This window comes from Pseudomonas sp. NBRC 111119, from assembly GCF_001320125.1.
In the GTDB taxonomy this organism is placed as follows: Bacteria; Pseudomonadota; Gammaproteobacteria; order Pseudomonadales; family Pseudomonadaceae; genus Aquipseudomonas; species Aquipseudomonas parafulva.
On record NZ_BCAV01000006.1, the window covers coordinates 1 to 16,062 of the forward strand.

The following is a 16,062-nucleotide window of genomic DNA, read 5'->3' on the forward strand; positions in this document are numbered from 1 at the left end:
CGCTCCCACAAGGTGGACTGCGCCAGCGTTCAGGTTTTGTGAAAGACAGTTGCTCCCACAGTGATTGCGCCAGCTTTGAGATCTTGGGGAAGACAGTTGCTCCCACGGGTCCCTGCTGAAGCATCACGTTATCTGCGGGTTTTGCAGGGGATAGGCTGCCAGGCGGGCCAAAGCCTTTTAACTGGCAGCCCTGAGCTTGGAGGCTTTGTATCCCAGCAACACCCCCATCACTCCACCGTCACCGACTTCGCCAAGTTCCGCGGCTGATCCACATCAGTACCCTTGAGCACAGCCACGTAATACGACAGCAACTGCAGCGGTATGGTGTACAGGATCGGCGCCAGGGCATCGGCGATGTGCGGCACTTGGACCACATGGGTACCTTCACCATTGCTCAGCCCGGCCTGCTCGTCGGCGAACACCACCAGCTCACCACCGCGGGCACGCACTTCCTGCAGGTTGGACTTGAGCTTTTCCAGCAGTTCGTTGTTCGGCGCAACGGTAACCACCGGCATGTCGTTGTCCACCAGCGCCAGCGGGCCGTGTTTCAGCTCGCCAGCCGGGTAGGCTTCGGCATGGATATACGAGATTTCCTTCAGCTTCAGTGCCCCTTCCATGGCAACGGGGTACTGGGCACCACGGCCCAGGAACAGGGTGTGGTGTTTGTCGGCGAACAGCTCGGCGATTTTTTCGACGGTAGCGTCCATGGCCAGGGCTTCACCCAGCCGGGCCGGCAGGCGGCGCAGTTCTTCGACCAGCTCGGCTTCCACGCCGGCCGCCAGAGTGCCGCGCACCTGGCCCAAGGCCAGGGTCAGCAACATCAGCGACACCAGCTGGGTGGTGAAGGCCTTGGTGGAGGCCACGCCGATTTCCGGGCCGGCCAGGGTCAGCAGGGTCAGGTCCGACTCACGCACCAGCGAGCTGATGCCGACGTTACAGATGGCTAGGCTGCCGAGGAAGCCTAGCTCTTTGGCGTTGCGCAGGGCCGCGAGGGTGTCGGCGGTTTCACCGGACTGGGAGATGGACACGAAAAGGGTGTCGGGCTGCACCACCACCTTGCGGTAGCGGAACTCGCTGGCTACCTCTACCTGGCAAGGGATCCCCGCCAGGCTTTCCAGCCAGTAACGGGCAACCATGCCTGCGTGGTAGCTGGTGCCGCAGGCCACGATCTGCACGTTGCGCACCTTGGCGAACAGCTCGGCCGCCTGTGGCCCGAAGGCCTGGACCAGCACGTGGTCAGTGCCCAGGCGACCTTCGAGGGTGCGCTGTACCACGCGCGGTTGCTCGTGGATTTCCTTGAGCATGAAGTGGCGATACTGGCCTTTATCAGCGGCTTCTGCCCCTTCGTGGTACTGCACGGTTTCGCGCTGAACCTCACGGCCACCCTGGTCCCAGATGCGCACCTGGTCACGGCGGATTTCGGCGATGTCCCCTTCTTCAAGGTACATGAAGCGGTCGGTGACCTGGCGCAGCGCCAGTTGGTCGGACGCCAGGAAGTTCTCACCCAGGCCCAGGCCAATGACCAGCGGGCTGCCGCTGCGCGCTGCCACCAGGCGGTCGGGTTGGTGAGTACTGATCAGCGCCAGGCCATAGGCGCCATGCAGGCGCTTGACCGCTGCCTTCAGGGCGTCGGCCAGGTCTGGGAGGCTTTTGAGGGTGTGGTGGATAAGGTGGACGATGACTTCGGTGTCGGTCTGCGATGCGAACACATAGCCCAGCCCCTTGAGCTCTTCGCGCAGCGCTTCGTGGTTCTCGATGATGCCGTTGTGCACCACAGCCACTTCATGGCCAGAGAAATGGGGGTGTGCATTGCCTTCGGTAGGTGCGCCGTGGGTAGCCCAACGGGTGTGGGCAATGCCCAGGCGCCCGGCAACCGGCTCGGCCACCACAGCAGCTTCCAGCTCACTGACCTTGCCAATACGGCGGCGACGCTGCAGCTCGCCGTCCTGGGTCAGCACGGCCAGGCCTGCACTGTCGTACCCACGGTATTCCAGACGCTTCAGGCCCTCGATCAGGATGGCGGTGATGTTGCGCTCGGCGACTGCACCCACGATTCCACACATGTCTATTTACTCCTGGCTGATCGCGGCGCAGATCAGGTTGACGCCGCGGGCTTGAATTTGTTGGCGTGCCTCGCTGGGCAGGCGTTCGTCTGTGATCAGGGTGTGCACCCTGCTCCAGGGCAGTTCGAGGTTGGGGATCTTGCGCCCGACCTTGTCGGACTCGACCATCACGATCACTTCGCGGGCGACTTCGGCCATCACCCGGCTCAAACCCAGTAGCTCATTGAACGTGGTGGTGCCACGGCTCAGGTCGATGCCGTCGGCACCGATGAACAACTGGTCGAAGTCGTAGGACCGCAACACCTGCTCGGCTACCTGCCCCTGGAACGATTCCGAGTGGGGGTCCCAGGTGCCACCGGTCATCAACAACACCGGCTCGTGCTCGATTTCGCTGATGGCGCGGGCCACGTTGAGCGAGTTGGTCATCACCACCAGCCCAGGCTGGCGCCCCAGTTCAGGGATCATGGCCGCGGTGGTGCTGCCACTGTCGATGATGATGCGTGCATGCTCGCGAATAAGGCCTACCGCAGCACGGGCAATTGCCCGCTTGTAGGCAGATACCGGCTGGGCCGGTTCCACCAGCAGCTCCTGCGGTACCGGTACGGCACCACCGTAACGACGCAACAACAGCCCGTTGCTCTCCAACGCGGCCAAGTCTTTGCGGATGGTCACTTCGGAGGTATCGAAACGCTTGGCGAGGGCATCGACCGTCACCTCGCCGTGCTCGCTGAGCAGAGCCAGGATGTTGTGCCGACGCTGAGGTGTGTTTCGTTTCGACATTGGGCTTTTAAGTTTCGGTTCGAAAGATAATGGTTGCAATCAAAACCTAAGCCAGCGCGCTCGTCAAGGTGTGGATAAAAATTCCTGACAAAACGTAATGCAGCACATCAGAAATAAAAAAGCCGATTTATTCACATAAATCGGCTTTGGCGTAGAAGTCTGTGGATAACTCAGCCCTTTTTGATTTTCTCCGGCCGCTTCCAGCCGCTGATATTGCGTTGTCGGGCACGTGCCACGGCCAGTTCACCTGCCTCGACGGCCTGATTGATGGTGGAACCTGCCGCAGTGGTTGCGCCGGCTTTGATTTCCACCGGTGCGACCAGCGAATTGTTGGAGCCGATGAACACGTCCTCGCCCATCACGGTCTTGAACTTGTTGGCACCGTCGTAGTTGCAGGTGATGGTGCCGGCGCCGATGTTGGTACGCGCGCCGACCTCGGCATCGCCCAGGTAGGTCAGGTGACCCGCCTTGGCGCCTTCACCCAGGTGGGCGTTCTTCAGCTCGACGAAGTTACCCACATGGGCCTTGGCCTCCAGCACGCTGCCTGGGCGCAAACGGGCGAACGGGCCAGCGTCACTGCCCTCGCCCATCACCGCGCCGTCCAGGTGGCTGTTGGCCTTGATGATCACGCCCTTGCGCAAGGTGCTGTCCTTGATCACGCAGTTCGGGCCAATCTGTACGTCATCCTCGATGACCACCTTGCCTTCAAGAACGACGTTGATATCGATCAGCACATCCCGGCCCACGGTCACTTCACCGCGCACATCGAAGCGCGCCGGATCACGCAGGGTGACCCCTTGGCTCATGAGCCGACGGCCTTCTCGCAACTGGTAGTGACGCTCAAGCTCTGCCAGCTGGCGGCGGTCGTTGGCGCCCTGCACTTCCATGGGGTCGTGCGGCTGCTCGGTGGCCACCTCCAGGCCATCGGCCACGGCCATGGCGATCACGTCGGTGAGGTAGTACTCGCCTTGGGCGTTGTTGTTGGACAACCGGCCCATCCAGTCGGCCAAACGTGCGGCAGGCAGGGCCAGAATGCCGGTGTTGCCCTCGTTGATGGCCTTCTGCGCGTCGCTGGCATCCTTGTGCTCCACGATGGCCGTAACCTTGCCGTCTGTGTTGCGCACGATCCGGCCATAGCCGGTGGGGTCCTGCAGCGTGACGGTGAGCAGCCCCAGGCGCTGCTCGCTGGCCTTGGCCAGCAGCCGTTGCAGGGTCTGCACTTCGATCAGTGGCACATCACCGTAAAGCACCAGCACCGTATCGGCAGTAAGGGCCGGCAGCGCCTGCGCCAGTGCATGGCCAGTGCCCAGCTGCTTGTCCTGCATGACAAAGTTCAGGTCGTCACTCGCCAGCCGTTGCTGCACCAACTCGGCACCATGGCCAACCACCACATGAATGCCTTGTGGCTGCAACTGCCGGGCGCTGTGGATAACATGGCCGAGCATGGAGTTGCCGGCTACCGGGTGCAGCACCTTGGGCAGCGCCGAGCGCATGCGGGTGCCTTGGCCGGCGGCGAGAATAACGATATCGAGTGACATTGACTGGCTACCAATCCTGGGCGGTCAGTGAAATGACCGGAGGGGAATTCGGAAAAAGAAAAAGGGTAGCCGAGGCTACCCTTTTACTCAATCGCAACAGCAGTGATCAGCGTGGGCCGATTACTTGCCTCTGCGCATTTGCTGGACGGTACGCAGCTGCGCTGCGGCCTCGGCCAGACGTGCGGCGGCGGCACCGTAATCGAAGTCCGCGCCTTTCAGATTCAGGGCGTTCTCGGCAGCCTTGAGGGCTTCCTGAGCCTGCGCTTCATCCAGGTCTGCAGCACGTTGCACGGTATCGGCAAGCACCTTGACCATGTTCGGCTGAACCTCGAGGAAACCACCAGAGATGTAGAACACCTCTTGGGCGCCACCCTGCCTGGTCAGCGTGATCGGACCTGGCTTCAGATTGGTGATCAGCGGCGCGTGGCCTGGAGCGATACCAAGATCACCCAGGTTACCGTGCGCAACCACCATCTCGACCAGACCGGAGAAGATCTCTCCTTCCGCGCTGACGATATCGCAATGGACTGTCATAGCCATCTGCTTGCCTCAACCTGATAGCGCCCCTTGCGGGGCGCAGGAATTACAGTTTCTTGGCTTTCTCGATCGCTTCGTCGATGCTGCCGACCATGTAGAACGCTTGTTCTGGCAGGTGGTCGTAGTCACCTTTGAGGATGCCGCTGAAGCCAGCGATGGTGTCTTTCAGGGAAACGTACTTGCCTGGCGAACCGGTGAAGACTTCGGCTACGAAGAACGGCTGCGACAGGAAGCGCTGGATCTTACGAGCGCGGGCTACCAGTTGCTTGTCGGTCTCGGACAGCTCGTCCATACCCAGGATCGCGATGATGTCCTTCAGCTCTTTGTAGCGCTGCAGAACATACTGAACGCCACGCGCGGTGTCGTAGTGCTCGTTGCCGATCACGTTCGGGTCCAGCTGGCGCGAAGTCGAGTCCAGTGGGTCGACCGCTGGGTAGATACCCAGGGAGGCGATGTCACGGGACAGAACGACGGTGGCGTCCAAGTGGGCGAAGGTGGTCGCCGGCGATGGGTCGGTCAAGTCGTCCGCAGGTACGTAGACGGCCTGAACGGAGGTAATCGAACCTTCCTTGGTGGAGGTGATGCGCTCTTGCAGAACGCCCATCTCTTCAGCCAGGGTCGGCTGGTAACCTACTGCAGAAGGCATACGGCCCAGCAGTGCGGATACTTCGGTACCGGCCAGGGTGTAACGGTAGATGTTGTCGACGAACAGCAGAACGTCGTTACCTTCGTCACGGAACTTCTCAGCCATGGTCAGGCCGGTCAGCGCTACGCGCAGACGGTTTCCTGGTGGCTCGTTCATCTGACCGTAGACCAAGGCTACTTTGTCGAGAACGTTGGAGTCCTTCATCTCGTGGTAGAAGTCGTTACCCTCACGAGTACGCTCACCCACACCAGCGAACACGGAATAACCGCTGTGTTCCATGGCGATGTTACGGATCAGTTCCATCATGTTTACGGTCTTGCCGACACCGGCACCACCGAACAGACCAACCTTACCACCCTTGGCGAACGGGCAAACCAGGTCGATAACCTTGATGCCGGTTTCCAGCAGGTCGTTGCCGCCCGCCTGGTCAGCGAACGAAGGCGCTGGCTGGTGGATACCGCGACGCTCTTCTTCACCGATCGGGCCGGCTTCGTCGATTGGGTTACCCAGGACGTCCATGATGCGGCCCAGGGTGGCCTTGCCGACTGGAACCGAAATGGCCGCGCCGGTATCGACGACGCCCAGACCGCGCTTCAGACCTTCGGTCGAGCCCATCGCAATGGTACGAACCACGCCGTCGCCCAGCTGCTGCTGAACTTCCAGGGTGGTTTCCGCGCCTTGTACTTTCAGCGCGTTGTAAACACTCGGCACGACGTCACGTGGGAATTCCACGTCGATGACGGCGCCGATGATTTGAACGATACGTCCGCTACTCATAGCTGGATCCTCTGAATATGTGAACCGTTAAACCGCGGCAGCGCCGCCGACGATTTCCGAGATCTCCTGGGTGATCGCAGCCTGACGCGCCTTGTTGTAGATCAACTGAAGCTCTTTGATCAAATCACCGGCGTTGTCTGTGGCGTTTTTCATGGCGATCATCCGGGCCGCTTGTTCAGCAGCGTTGTTCTCGACCACCGCCTGGTACACCTGCGACTCCACATAACGCACCATCAAGCCGTCCAGCAGCTCTTTTGCGTCGGGTTCGTACAGGTAATCCCAGTGGTGCTTGAGATCCTGATCCGGGGTTGCCACCAACGGTACCAATTGCTCGACCGTTGGCTTCTGGGTCATGGTGTTGATGAACTTGTTCGAAACCACCGAAAGGCGATCGATACGGCCGTCCAGGTAGGCGTCCAGCATCACTTTGACGGAGCCGATCAGGTCATTGATCGATGGCTCTTCGCCCAGGTGGCTGATCGCGGCTACAACGTTGCCGCCAAAGATGCGGAAGAAAGTCGCACCCTTGCTGCCGATCACGCACAGGTCGATTTCCACGCCCTGTTCGCGGTTTACGTTCATGTCCTTGACCAAGGCCTTGAACAGGTTGGTATTCAAGCCACCGCACAAACCACGGTCACTGCTCACCACGATATAACCAACGCGCTTTACAGGGCGCTCGATCATGAACGGGTGGCGGTATTCCGGGTTGGCGTTGGCCAGATGACCGATCACCTGGCGGATACGCTCCGCGTAAGGACGGCTAGCAGCCATGCGCATTTGTGCCTTGCGCATTTTGCTGACCGCCACTTTCTCCATGGCGCTGGTAATTTTTTGCGTGCTTTTGATGCTCGCAATCTTACTGCGAATCTCTTTTGCGCCTGCCATGTATCACCTATCAGGTTAGCAAGCGGGGGCCTGAGCCCCCGCTGCGGCTTACCAGGTCTGGGTGGCCTTGAACTTCTCGATACCGGCTTTCAGGCCTGCGTCGATTTCGTCGTTGAAGTCACCCTTCACGTTGATCTTCGCCATCAGTTCAGCGTGATCACGGTTGAAGAAGGCGATCAGCGCTTGCTCGAAGCTGCCGACCTTGGAGACTTCTACGTCAGTCAGGAAACCACGCTCAGCGGCGTACAGCGACAGCGCCATGTCCGCGATGGACATCGGTGCGTACTGCTTCTGCTTCATCAGCTCGGTTACGCGCTGACCATGCTCCAGCTGCTTGCGGGTCGCTTCGTCCAGATCGGAAGCGAACTGGGCGAATGCAGCCAGCTCACGGTACTGAGCCAGAGCGGTACGGATACCACCGGACAGTTTCTTGATGATCTTGGTCTGAGCGGCACCACCTACGCGGGATACCGAAACACCGGCGTTTACTGCAGGGCGGATGCCCGAGTTGAACATGGCCGACTCCAGGAAGATCTGACCGTCGGTGATGGAAATCACGTTGGTCGGAACGAACGCGGAAACGTCGCCAGCCTGGGTTTCGATGATCGGCAGAGCGGTCAGGGAACCGGTTTTGCCAGTCACTGCGCCATTGGTGAACTTCTCGACGTACTCTTCCGAAACGCGCGATGCACGCTCCAGCAGACGGGAGTGGAGATAGAACACGTCGCCTGGGTACGCTTCACGTCCTGGTGGACGGCGCAGCAGCAGGGAGATCTGACGGTAAGCAACGGCTTGCTTGGACAGGTCATCGTAAACGATCAGTGCGTCTTCGCCGCGGTCACGGAAGAATTCGCCCATGGTGCAACCGGCGTAAGGCGCCAGGAATTGCAGTGCGGCGGATTCCGAGGCGCTGGCAACCACCACGATGGTGTTTTTCAGTGCGTCGTTTTCTTCCAGCTTGCGAACGATGTTGGCAACGGTCGAACGCTTCTGGCCGACAGCTACATAAACACAGAAAATACCGGAGTCTTTCTGGTTGATGATGGCGTCGATGGCCATGGCGGTCTTGCCGATCTGACGGTCACCGATGATCAGCTCACGCTGACCACGGCCGACAGGGATCATGGCGTCGACGGACTTGTAGCCAGTCTGTACAGGCTGGTCTACCGACTTACGCCAGATCACGCCCGGAGCAACTTTCTCGACCGCGTCGGTCTCGGTGTTGCCCAGCGGGCCTTTGCCGTCGATCGGGTTACCCAGTGCGTCGACGACGCGGCCCAGCAGTTCCTTACCAACCGGAACTTCCAGGATGCGGCCGGTGCACTTGGCGCTCATGCCTTCGGCGAGGGTGTCATAGGCACCCAGGATCACTGCACCTACGGAGTCTTGCTCCAGGTTCAGTGCCATACCGTAGACGCCGCCAGGGAACTCGATCATTTCGCCGTACATGACGTCGGCCAGACCGTGGATCCGCACGATACCGTCGGAAACCGAAACGACGGTACCTTCGTTACGGGCTTGGGAGCTCACATCGAGGTTGTCGATGCGGCCCTTGATGATTTCACTAATTTCGGAAGGATTGAGTTGCTGCATTGCTCTGCTGCCCCTTCAAACTCAAGATTTCAATGCTTCGGCCAGTTTCGCGATTTTGCCGCGAACAGAGCCATCGATTACCAGGTCACCGGCGCGGATGACGACGCCGCCAATCAGGCTGGCATCCTCCGACGCGTGCAGGCGCACTTCCTGGCCTAACCGTGCACTGAGAACCTTGGCGAGTTTGTCTTGCTGTTCTTGGTTCAACGCGAAGGCACTGGTGACTTCCACGTCCACGGATTTCTCTTGCTCGGCCTTGTACAGGTCGAACAGAGCGGCAATCTCCGGCAGAAGCAGGAGACGGTCGTTTTCCGCGGCAACATGAATGAAATTCTGTGCCTGTGCATTGAACTTGTCACCGCACACGTCAATGAACGTGGCGGCCTTTTCTGCGCTCGTCAGTCGCGGGGCCTTGAGCAGGCGCTGCATGGTGTCGTCTTGCGACACCGCAGCAGCCAGGCCGAGCATGGCTGACCAATTGGCCAGTTGCTGATGGGCCTGGGCATGCTCAAAGGCAGCCTTAGCGTAAGGTCGGGCCAACGTGGTCAGTTCTGCCATGATCGCCCTCGCTTAAATTTCAGCGGCCAGTTTGTTAACCAGCTCCGCATGCGCGTTTTGATCGATTGTGGCGCCAAGGATCTTTTCAGCACCGCCAACGGCCAGGGCACCCACTTGGGCACGCAGGGCATCTTTAGCGCTGTTCAGTTCCTGTTCGATCTCGGCCAGAGCCTGAGCCTTCACACGGTCAGCTTCGACGCGGGCCTGATCACGGGCTTCCTCGACAAGCTGAGCAGCGCGTTTCTTGCTTTGCTCAATGATTTCGGCTGCCTGTGCTTTTGCTTCGCGCAGTTGCTGACCCGCTTTTTCTTGGGCCAGCTCCAGGTCACGAGCTGCGCGGTTGGCAGCGTCCAAGCCGTCGGCAATCTTCTTTTGGCGCTCTTGCAGAGCAGTGATGACCGGAGGCCATACGTACTTCATGCAGAAGAGTACAAAAATCAGAAAAGCAACGGATTGGCCAATCAGGGTTGCATTAATGTTCACGCCAACACCTCGCTCGGTCTTAATTCATACAGCCATCAACTCGTGAAGACGAGTGATTAGCCGGCGATCTGACCAACGAACGGATTCGCGAAGGTGAAGAACAGAGCGATACCCACACCGATCATGGTGACGGCGTCGAGCAGACCGGCAACGATGAACATTTTGACCTGCAGCATCGGAACCATTTCAGGCTGACGAGCAGCGCCTTCCAGGAACTTGCCGCCCAGCAGGCCGAAACCAATGGCGGTACCCAGAGCACCCAGGCCGATCAGCAGAGCAACAGCGATAGCGGTCAGACCAACTACAGTTTCCATCTTTCCTCCCGACTTTTACGTCGTATTGGTTAGGTTTTTAGTTTGAAGCGGTAAAACAAATCGTTTGGTACAGCATGCCCTTGCGGACTTTTTAAGCCCTCCCCCCAAACGAGCGGGGAAGGCTATCAGACACGCCAGGCGGTCTTAATGGTTATCTTCGTGCGCCATCGACAGGTAGACGATGGTGAGCATCATGAAGATGAAGGCTTGCAGGGTGATGATCAGGATGTGGAACACAGCCCACGCCCATTGCAGCACGATGCCAAGGCCGCTGAGCCACAGCAGACCCGAGCCGAACATGACCGCGATCAGGATGAACACCAGTTCGCCGGCGTACATGTTACCGAACAGTCGCAGGGCCAGAGAGATTGGCTTGGCGATCAGGGTGACGAATTCCAGCAGGAAGTTCACCGGGATCAGCAGGATCTGCACGAAGATGTTCTTGCTGCCGAACGGGTGCAGGGTCAGCTCACCAATGAAGCCGCCCAGGCCCTTGACCTTGATGCTGTAGAAGATGATCAGGGCGAACACGCAGAAGGCCATGGCCAGGGTCGCGTTCGGGTCGGTGGTGGACACGGCACGGAACGGAATGTGCGGGTCACCGGAAATCAGGATGGCCAGCTGAGGAATCCAGTCGACCGGTACCAGGTCGACGGCGTTCATCAGGAACACCCAGACGAAGATGGTCAGCGCCAGCGGGGCGATCACCGGGCTACGGCCATGGAAGGAGTCCTTCACGCTGCCGTTGACGAAGTCCACCATCACTTCCACGAAGTTCTGCAGGCCGCCGGGTTGGCCGGAAGTCGCCTTCTTGGCCGCCATGCGGAAGATGAACAGGAAGATCAGACCCAGCGCGACGGACCAACCCAGGGTGTCCAGGTGGAACGCCCAGAAGCCCATTGCCTTGGCTTCTGCAGCCGAATGGGCGAAGCCCCAGCTGCCGTCTGGTAGTTGACCGTAGGTCAGGTTCTGCAAGTGGTGCTGGATATAGCCCGAAGCGGTTTCTGCTGCCATGGTTGCCTCAAACGCCCTAAGGTCTCGAAAGTCTTTTATTCATCAGCAGGGGCGCGAACCAGCTGACCAAAAGGGTCAGCACGAAGACGCCGAATACTGCTAACGGCGCCAATGGCTTCACTCCTGCAAAGGTCAGTGCAAACAGCACTGCCGTTAAAATCATCTTGCCTGCCTCGCCCGCGTAAAACGACTTGACGATGGCTTGTGCTGCCCGTGCCCCGCTGAAGCGAAAAGCCTTCCAGGCGAAATACACATTGGGTAGCCACGCGATCAGGCCTCCACAAAGGCCCGAATAACCGCTGACCGCCCCTCCCCACTGCCACAACACCAACGCTGCCAGCAGCAGTACAACAAATTGAGCAAGCAGTACCGGAAAAACCGCCCAGCGATGGAAAGGCAAGCGGTTTGGCGTGCGTATTTCCATCACAACTGCTCCCCGAAAGTCGACCAACCCGTCAGCTATGACTTGGCATAATTTGTGCCGACAAAATGCGCGCAGAGTATAGGGGTGGATTAACCCCTATTCAACTCTTCGTAGTGATTTACGGCCGCACGCTACAACGGGAATTGTTTCAGCGGATGTGAGCAAGCACGCCCTGCAACTCGTCCAGCGAGTTATAACGAATGACCAGCTGCCCCTTGCCCTTGTTGCCATGGCGAATCTGCACCGCAGAGCCCAGCCGCTCTGCCAGCCGCTGTTCAAGGCGTGCGATGTCCGGATCAGGTTTGCCCGGTTCTACCGGATCAGGTTTGTCACTCAGCCACTGACGCACCAGCGCCTCGGTTTGGCGCACGGTCAGCCCACGTGCGACAACATGACGCGCCCCCTCCTCCTGGCGATGCTCTTCCAGGCCGAGCAGGGCACGGGCGTGGCCCATTTCCAGATCACCGTGGGCGAGCATGGTCTTGATCGCATCGGGCAAGGTAATCAGGCGCAGCAGGTTGGCCACCGTCACCCGCGACTTGCCCACGGCGTCGGCCACCTGTTGCTGGGTCAGCTCGAACTCCTGCTGCAGGCGCTGCAAGGCGAGTGCCTCCTCCAGCGGGTTAAGGTCCTCGCGCTGGATGTTCTCGATCAGCGCCATGGCGATGGCGGTTTCGTCGGGTACCTCGCGGACCATGGCAGGGATGGTGTCCAGGCCGGCCTGCTGGGTGGCGCGCCAGCGGCGCTCACCGGCAATGATCTCGTAGCGGTTGTCGCCGATCGGCCGCACCACAATGGGCTGCATCACCCCGTGGCTGCGGATGGAATGGGCGAGTTCTTCGAGCGCCTGTGGATCCATGTCGCGGCGCGGCTGGTACTTGCCCCGCTGAATCAACTCCACGGGCAGGTGTTGCAATTCCTTCTGGTCGATCTTTACAGCCTGCTCTTCGAGCGCGCTGACGGAAGGACCGCTGAGCAGCGCATCCAACCCACGTCCGAGACCTCGTTTCTTGACGGCCATGCGGATTCCTTAAGTTGTTTGTGCAGTGCGGGTTTGACGACGCTGACGGCGAACCAGTTCGCCAGCCAGGGCCAGGTAGGCCAGCGCGCCACGCGACTGCTTGTCGTAGGCCAGCGCCGGCATACCGAAACTGGGCGCTTCGGCCAGGCGGATGTTGCGCGGTATCACGGTGTCGTACAGCTGCTGGCCGAAGTGCTCCTTCAACTGCGCAGAAACATCGTTGTTCAGGCTGAGGCGCGGGTCGTACATGGTCCGCAACAGGCCCTCGATCTTGAGCTCGGGGTTCAGCCGTGCAGCGATGCGCTTGATGTTATCCACAAGGTCGCTCAGGCCTTCCAGCGCGTAGTACTCGCACTGCATGGGGATGATCACGCCATCGGACGCAACCAGGGCGTTGAGCGTGAGCATCGACAGCGACGGCGGGCAGTCGATCAGGATGAAATCGTAATTGTCGCGGATGGGCGCCAGTGCATTGCGCAGGCGGCTCTCCTTGACCTGCATCTCCAGCAGCACCACTTCGGCAGCGGTCAGGTCACGGTTGGCCGGCAGCAACTGGAAACCACCATGCTCGGAATAGTGCATGGCCTGGGCCAGGTCACATTCGCCGATCAGCAGGTCGTACACCGAGTGCTCGAGCTCGTGCTTGTCCACCCCGCTGCCCATGGTGGCGTTGCCCTGCGGATCGAGGTCGATCAGCAGCACACGGCGCTTGGTCGCAGCCAGCGAGGCCGCGAGATTGATACAGGTGGTGGTCTTGCCTACACCACCTTTCTGGTTCGCGATTGCGAATACCTTAGCCATTGTTGCGTGTGTTCCCAGTCAAGCCTTGCGGCGCAGTATCAGCAGATGGCGCTGGCCCTGGCAACCCGGAACGGTCAGGGCCTGCTCGCTTTCCACTGTGAAGTCTGCGGGCAATGCTACCAGTTCATCGGCAGGATGCAGCCCCTTCATTGCAAGCCATTGCGTCCCGGTGTCGCCCAGGTGGCGGGTCCAGTTGGTGAAGTTCTCCATGCTGCTGAACGCACGGGAGACGATGCCATCGAACGGACGTGCAGGCTCGAACGCCTCCACGCGGCTGTGGATAACCGTGAGGTTGTCCAGCTTGAGCTCCATTTTCACCTGGGTCAGAAAGCGCGTTTTCTTGCCATTGGCATCCAGCACCGTCACACGCTTGTGCGGATGCAGAATAGCCAATGGCACCCCAGGCATACCACCGCCGCTGCCCACGTCCAGCCATTCATGGCGTTCGCTGTGGATAAACGGCATCACGCTGAGGCTGTCGAGCAAGTGGCGCGAAACCATCTCGTCGGGGTCGCGCACAGCGGTGAGGTTGTAGGCTTTGTTCCATTTAATCAACAGAGCAAGGTAGCCAAGCAGCTTGTCGTGTTGCTCCGGGCTCAGTGGCACCCCCAGCTCGCGGGCACCTGTGGACAACTCTTCGGCATGTTGCGGTGTGACCAGGGCACTCAAGCGCTTTGCTCCAACTCGCGGCCGGCGCCGCGTTTTTTCAGGTGAATGAGCAACAGGGAGATCGCGGCCGGTGTAACACCGGGGATGCGCGAAGCCTGGCCCAGGGTTTCGGGGCGCGTCTGGCCCAGCTTGCCCTGAATCTCCTTGGACAAGCCAGAAATGCTCGAATAGTCGATATCCACAGGCAGGCGCGTGTCCTCGCTGGCCCGCAGGCGAGCGATCTCGTCCTGCTGGCGGTCGATGTACCCGGCGTACTTGGTGCGGATTTCCACCTGTTCGGCAACCTGTGGGTCAATCGGCTCACCGTTGGTGGCCTCAATCAGCCCGGCGTAGTCGATTTCAGGGCGCGCCAGCAGGTTGAGCAGGCTGTATTCATGGCTGAGCGGCGTGCCGAACTTATCCACAATGGCTTGGCCTTGTTCCGTATTCGGCCGCACCCAGGTGGTTTTCAGGCGCTGCTCTTCACGCTCGATACCGTCGCGCTTGGTGCAGAACGCTACCCAGCGCTGGTCATCGATCAGGCCCAGTTCGCGGCCTTTTTCGGTAAGCCGCAGGTCGGCGTTGTCTTCGCGCAGAATCAGGCGGTACTCGGCACGGGAGGTGAACATCCGGTACGGCTCCTGGGTACCCAGGGTGATCAGGTCGTCCACCAGCACACCGATGTACGCCTCGTCGCGCCGCGGGCACCAGCTGTCGCGGCCCTGGGCACGCAGTGCGGCGTTGGTCCCGGCCAGCAGGCCCTGGGCGCCGGCTTCCTCGTAACCCGTGGTGCCGTTGATCTGGCCGGCGAAGAACAAACCGCCGATAACCTTGGTTTCAAGGCTGTACTTCAGGTCGCGTGGGTCGAAGTAGTCGTACTCGATGGCGTAACCGGGGCGAACGATGTGGGCATTTTCCATACCCCGAATCGACCGTACCAGCTCCAGCTGCACGTCAAACGGCAGCGAAGTGGAGATGCCGTTGGGGTACAGCTCATGGGTGTTCAGGCCTTCCGGCTCGATGAATACCTGATGGCTTTCCTTGTCGGCGAAGCGGTGGATCTTATCTTCGATCGACGGGCAGTAGCGCGGCCCAACCCCCTCGATAACCCCTGAATACATGGGCGAGCGGTCGAGGTTGGAAGCGATGATGTCGTGGGTCCGCGCATTGGTGTGGGTGATCCAGCAACTGACCTGGCGCGGGTGCATGCCCGCATTGCCCATGAACGACATCACCGGAATCGGGGTATCGCCGGGCTGCTCGGTCATCAACGAAAAGTCCACGGAGCGGCCATCGATACGCGGCGGGGTACCGGTTTTCAGCCGACCCACCCGCAGCGGGAGTTCACGCATGCGGTGTGCCAGGGCGATCGAGGGTGGGTCGCCGGCGCGACCGCCGGAATGGTTTTGCATGCCGATATGGATCAACCCGCCGAGGAATGTGCCAGTGGTCAGTACCACGGCATCGGCGAAGAAACGCAGGCCCATCTGGGTGACGACACCCTTGACCTCATCCTGCTCGACGATCAGGTCATCGCAGGACTGCTGGAATATCCACAGGTTCGGCTGGTTTTCCAGGATCTCGCGGACCACTGCCTTGTAGATGGCGCGGTCTGCCTGTGCCCGGGTTGCCCTAACGGCTGGGCCTTTGCGGTTGTTCAGCACACGGAACTGGATACCGCTCTTGTCGGTGGCCAAGGCCATGGCGCCGCCCAGGGCATCGATCTCTTTCACCAGATGGCTCTTGCCAATACCACCAATAGCGGGGTTGCAGCTCATGTGACCGAGGGTTTCCACGTTGTGGGTCAGCAGCAGGGTTTTTACACCCATGCGTGCAGACGCAAGCGCAGCCTCGGTACCGGCATGGCCGCCGCCGATGACGATCACTTCAAAACGGGAAGGGAAATCCACCACGCACCTCGTGCCTGTTTTTGCGAATAGAGAAGGTAAGCCGACAAGTATAGGGACTTCACCCCCC

General features: G+C 60.0%; 16 protein-coding genes. All 16 read right to left on the reverse strand.

Going from position 1 to position 16,062, the window contains the following annotated elements; genetic code table 11:
- Window positions 1-227: 227 nt before the first annotated feature.
- Window positions 228-2,063 carry a glutamine--fructose-6-phosphate transaminase (isomerizing) gene (gene glmS / locus APH25_RS02570; protein ID WP_060480962.1) on the reverse strand — a complete coding sequence of 612 codons (1,836 nt, stop codon included), beginning with the start codon at window positions 2,061-2,063 and terminating at the stop codon, window positions 228-230.
- Between the two features lie 6 nt (window positions 2,064-2,069).
- The gene (locus APH25_RS02575) at window positions 2,070-2,843 is read right to left on the reverse strand and encodes a DeoR/GlpR family DNA-binding transcription regulator (protein ID WP_060480963.1); all 774 of its coding nucleotides are present in this window, start codon (window positions 2,841-2,843) and stop codon (window positions 2,070-2,072) included.
- A 170-nt stretch (window positions 2,844-3,013) separates the two neighbouring features.
- Window positions 3,014-4,381 carry a bifunctional UDP-N-acetylglucosamine diphosphorylase/glucosamine-1-phosphate N-acetyltransferase GlmU gene (gene glmU, locus APH25_RS02580; protein ID WP_060480964.1) on the reverse strand — a complete coding sequence of 456 codons (1,368 nt, stop codon included), beginning with the start codon at window positions 4,379-4,381 and terminating at the stop codon, window positions 3,014-3,016.
- Between the two features lie 120 nt (window positions 4,382-4,501).
- Window positions 4,502-4,921: a F0F1 ATP synthase subunit epsilon gene (locus tag APH25_RS02585; RefSeq protein ID WP_028632808.1), complete on the reverse strand. Its 420-nt coding sequence runs from the start codon at window positions 4,919-4,921 to the stop codon at window positions 4,502-4,504.
- A gap of 43 nt (window positions 4,922-4,964) precedes the next feature.
- Window positions 4,965-6,341, reverse strand: coding sequence for a F0F1 ATP synthase subunit beta (gene atpD, locus APH25_RS02590; protein WP_028632807.1), 1,377 nt, complete (start codon window positions 6,339-6,341; stop codon window positions 4,965-4,967).
- Between the two features lie 27 nt (window positions 6,342-6,368).
- Window positions 6,369-7,229, reverse strand: a complete 861-nt coding sequence (atpG, locus tag APH25_RS02595; RefSeq protein WP_028632806.1) for a F0F1 ATP synthase subunit gamma — start codon at window positions 7,227-7,229, stop codon at window positions 6,369-6,371.
- Window positions 7,230-7,277: 48 nt separating this feature from the next.
- A complete protein-coding gene (gene atpA, locus APH25_RS02600) occupies window positions 7,278-8,822 on the reverse strand; it encodes a F0F1 ATP synthase subunit alpha (protein WP_028632805.1) in 1,545 nt (514 codons plus the stop codon).
- Between the two features lie 21 nt (window positions 8,823-8,843).
- Window positions 8,844-9,380 carry a F0F1 ATP synthase subunit delta gene (locus tag APH25_RS02605; RefSeq protein ID WP_003253191.1) on the reverse strand — a complete coding sequence of 179 codons (537 nt, stop codon included), beginning with the start codon at window positions 9,378-9,380 and terminating at the stop codon, window positions 8,844-8,846.
- A 12-nt stretch (window positions 9,381-9,392) separates the two neighbouring features.
- Window positions 9,393-9,863, reverse strand: coding sequence for a F0F1 ATP synthase subunit B (locus tag APH25_RS02610; protein ID WP_003260032.1), 471 nt, complete (start codon window positions 9,861-9,863; stop codon window positions 9,393-9,395).
- 56 nt (window positions 9,864-9,919) lie between these two features.
- On the reverse strand, window positions 9,920-10,177 hold the full coding sequence (atpE, locus tag APH25_RS02615) for a F0F1 ATP synthase subunit C (protein ID WP_003097235.1): 258 nt from the start codon (window positions 10,175-10,177) through the stop codon (window positions 9,920-9,922).
- Window positions 10,178-10,321: 144 nt separating this feature from the next.
- The gene (gene atpB / locus APH25_RS02620) at window positions 10,322-11,191 is read right to left on the reverse strand and encodes a F0F1 ATP synthase subunit A (protein WP_028632803.1); all 870 of its coding nucleotides are present in this window, start codon (window positions 11,189-11,191) and stop codon (window positions 10,322-10,324) included.
- Window positions 11,192-11,207: 16 nt separating this feature from the next.
- Window positions 11,208-11,615: a F0F1 ATP synthase subunit I gene (locus tag APH25_RS02625; RefSeq protein WP_028632802.1), complete on the reverse strand. Its 408-nt coding sequence runs from the start codon at window positions 11,613-11,615 to the stop codon at window positions 11,208-11,210.
- A 148-nt stretch (window positions 11,616-11,763) separates the two neighbouring features.
- Window positions 11,764-12,636: a ParB/RepB/Spo0J family partition protein gene (locus APH25_RS02630; RefSeq protein ID WP_028632801.1), complete on the reverse strand. Its 873-nt coding sequence runs from the start codon at window positions 12,634-12,636 to the stop codon at window positions 11,764-11,766.
- Window positions 12,637-12,645: 9 nt separating this feature from the next.
- Window positions 12,646-13,437 carry a ParA family protein gene (locus tag APH25_RS02635; protein WP_028632800.1) on the reverse strand — a complete coding sequence of 264 codons (792 nt, stop codon included), beginning with the start codon at window positions 13,435-13,437 and terminating at the stop codon, window positions 12,646-12,648.
- A gap of 18 nt (window positions 13,438-13,455) precedes the next feature.
- Window positions 13,456-14,106, reverse strand: a complete 651-nt coding sequence (rsmG, locus tag APH25_RS02640) for a 16S rRNA (guanine(527)-N(7))-methyltransferase RsmG (RefSeq protein ID WP_028632799.1) — start codon at window positions 14,104-14,106, stop codon at window positions 13,456-13,458.
- Window positions 14,103-15,995 carry a tRNA uridine-5-carboxymethylaminomethyl(34) synthesis enzyme MnmG gene (gene mnmG, locus APH25_RS02645; protein WP_060480980.1) on the reverse strand — a complete coding sequence of 631 codons (1,893 nt, stop codon included), beginning with the start codon at window positions 15,993-15,995 and terminating at the stop codon, window positions 14,103-14,105. The genes rsmG and mnmG overlap by 4 nt, the downstream gene beginning before the upstream one ends.
- Window positions 15,996-16,062 lie beyond the last annotated feature (67 nt).

Excerpts from the sequence above, each read along its gene's own strand:
- glmS (WP_060480962.1), bottom strand. The coding sequence starts at position 2,063 with ATGTGTGGAATCGTGGGTGCAGTCGCCGAGCGCAACATCACCGCCATC.
- APH25_RS02575 (WP_060480963.1), bottom strand. The coding sequence starts at position 2,843 with ATGTCGAAACGAAACACACCTCAGCGTCGGCACAACATCCTGGCTCTG.
- glmU (WP_060480964.1), bottom strand. The coding sequence starts at position 4,381 with ATGTCACTCGATATCGTTATTCTCGCCGCCGGCCAAGGCACCCGCATG.
- APH25_RS02585 (WP_028632808.1), bottom strand. The coding sequence starts at position 4,921 with ATGGCTATGACAGTCCATTGCGATATCGTCAGCGCGGAAGGAGAGATC.
- atpD (WP_028632807.1), bottom strand. The coding sequence starts at position 6,341 with ATGAGTAGCGGACGTATCGTTCAAATCATCGGCGCCGTCATCGACGTG.
- atpG (WP_028632806.1), bottom strand. The coding sequence starts at position 7,229 with ATGGCAGGCGCAAAAGAGATTCGCAGTAAGATTGCGAGCATCAAAAGC.
- atpA (WP_028632805.1), bottom strand. The coding sequence starts at position 8,822 with ATGCAGCAACTCAATCCTTCCGAAATTAGTGAAATCATCAAGGGCCGC.
- APH25_RS02605 (WP_003253191.1), bottom strand. The coding sequence starts at position 9,380 with ATGGCAGAACTGACCACGTTGGCCCGACCTTACGCTAAGGCTGCCTTT.
- atpE (WP_003097235.1), bottom strand. The coding sequence starts at position 10,177 with ATGGAAACTGTAGTTGGTCTGACCGCTATCGCTGTTGCTCTGCTGATC.
- atpB (WP_028632803.1), bottom strand. The coding sequence starts at position 11,191 with ATGGCAGCAGAAACCGCTTCGGGCTATATCCAGCACCACTTGCAGAAC.
- APH25_RS02625 (WP_028632802.1), bottom strand. The coding sequence starts at position 11,615 with ATGGAAATACGCACGCCAAACCGCTTGCCTTTCCATCGCTGGGCGGTT.
- APH25_RS02630 (WP_028632801.1), bottom strand. The coding sequence starts at position 12,636 with ATGGCCGTCAAGAAACGAGGTCTCGGACGTGGGTTGGATGCGCTGCTC.
- APH25_RS02635 (WP_028632800.1), bottom strand. The coding sequence starts at position 13,437 with ATGGCTAAGGTATTCGCAATCGCGAACCAGAAAGGTGGTGTAGGCAAG.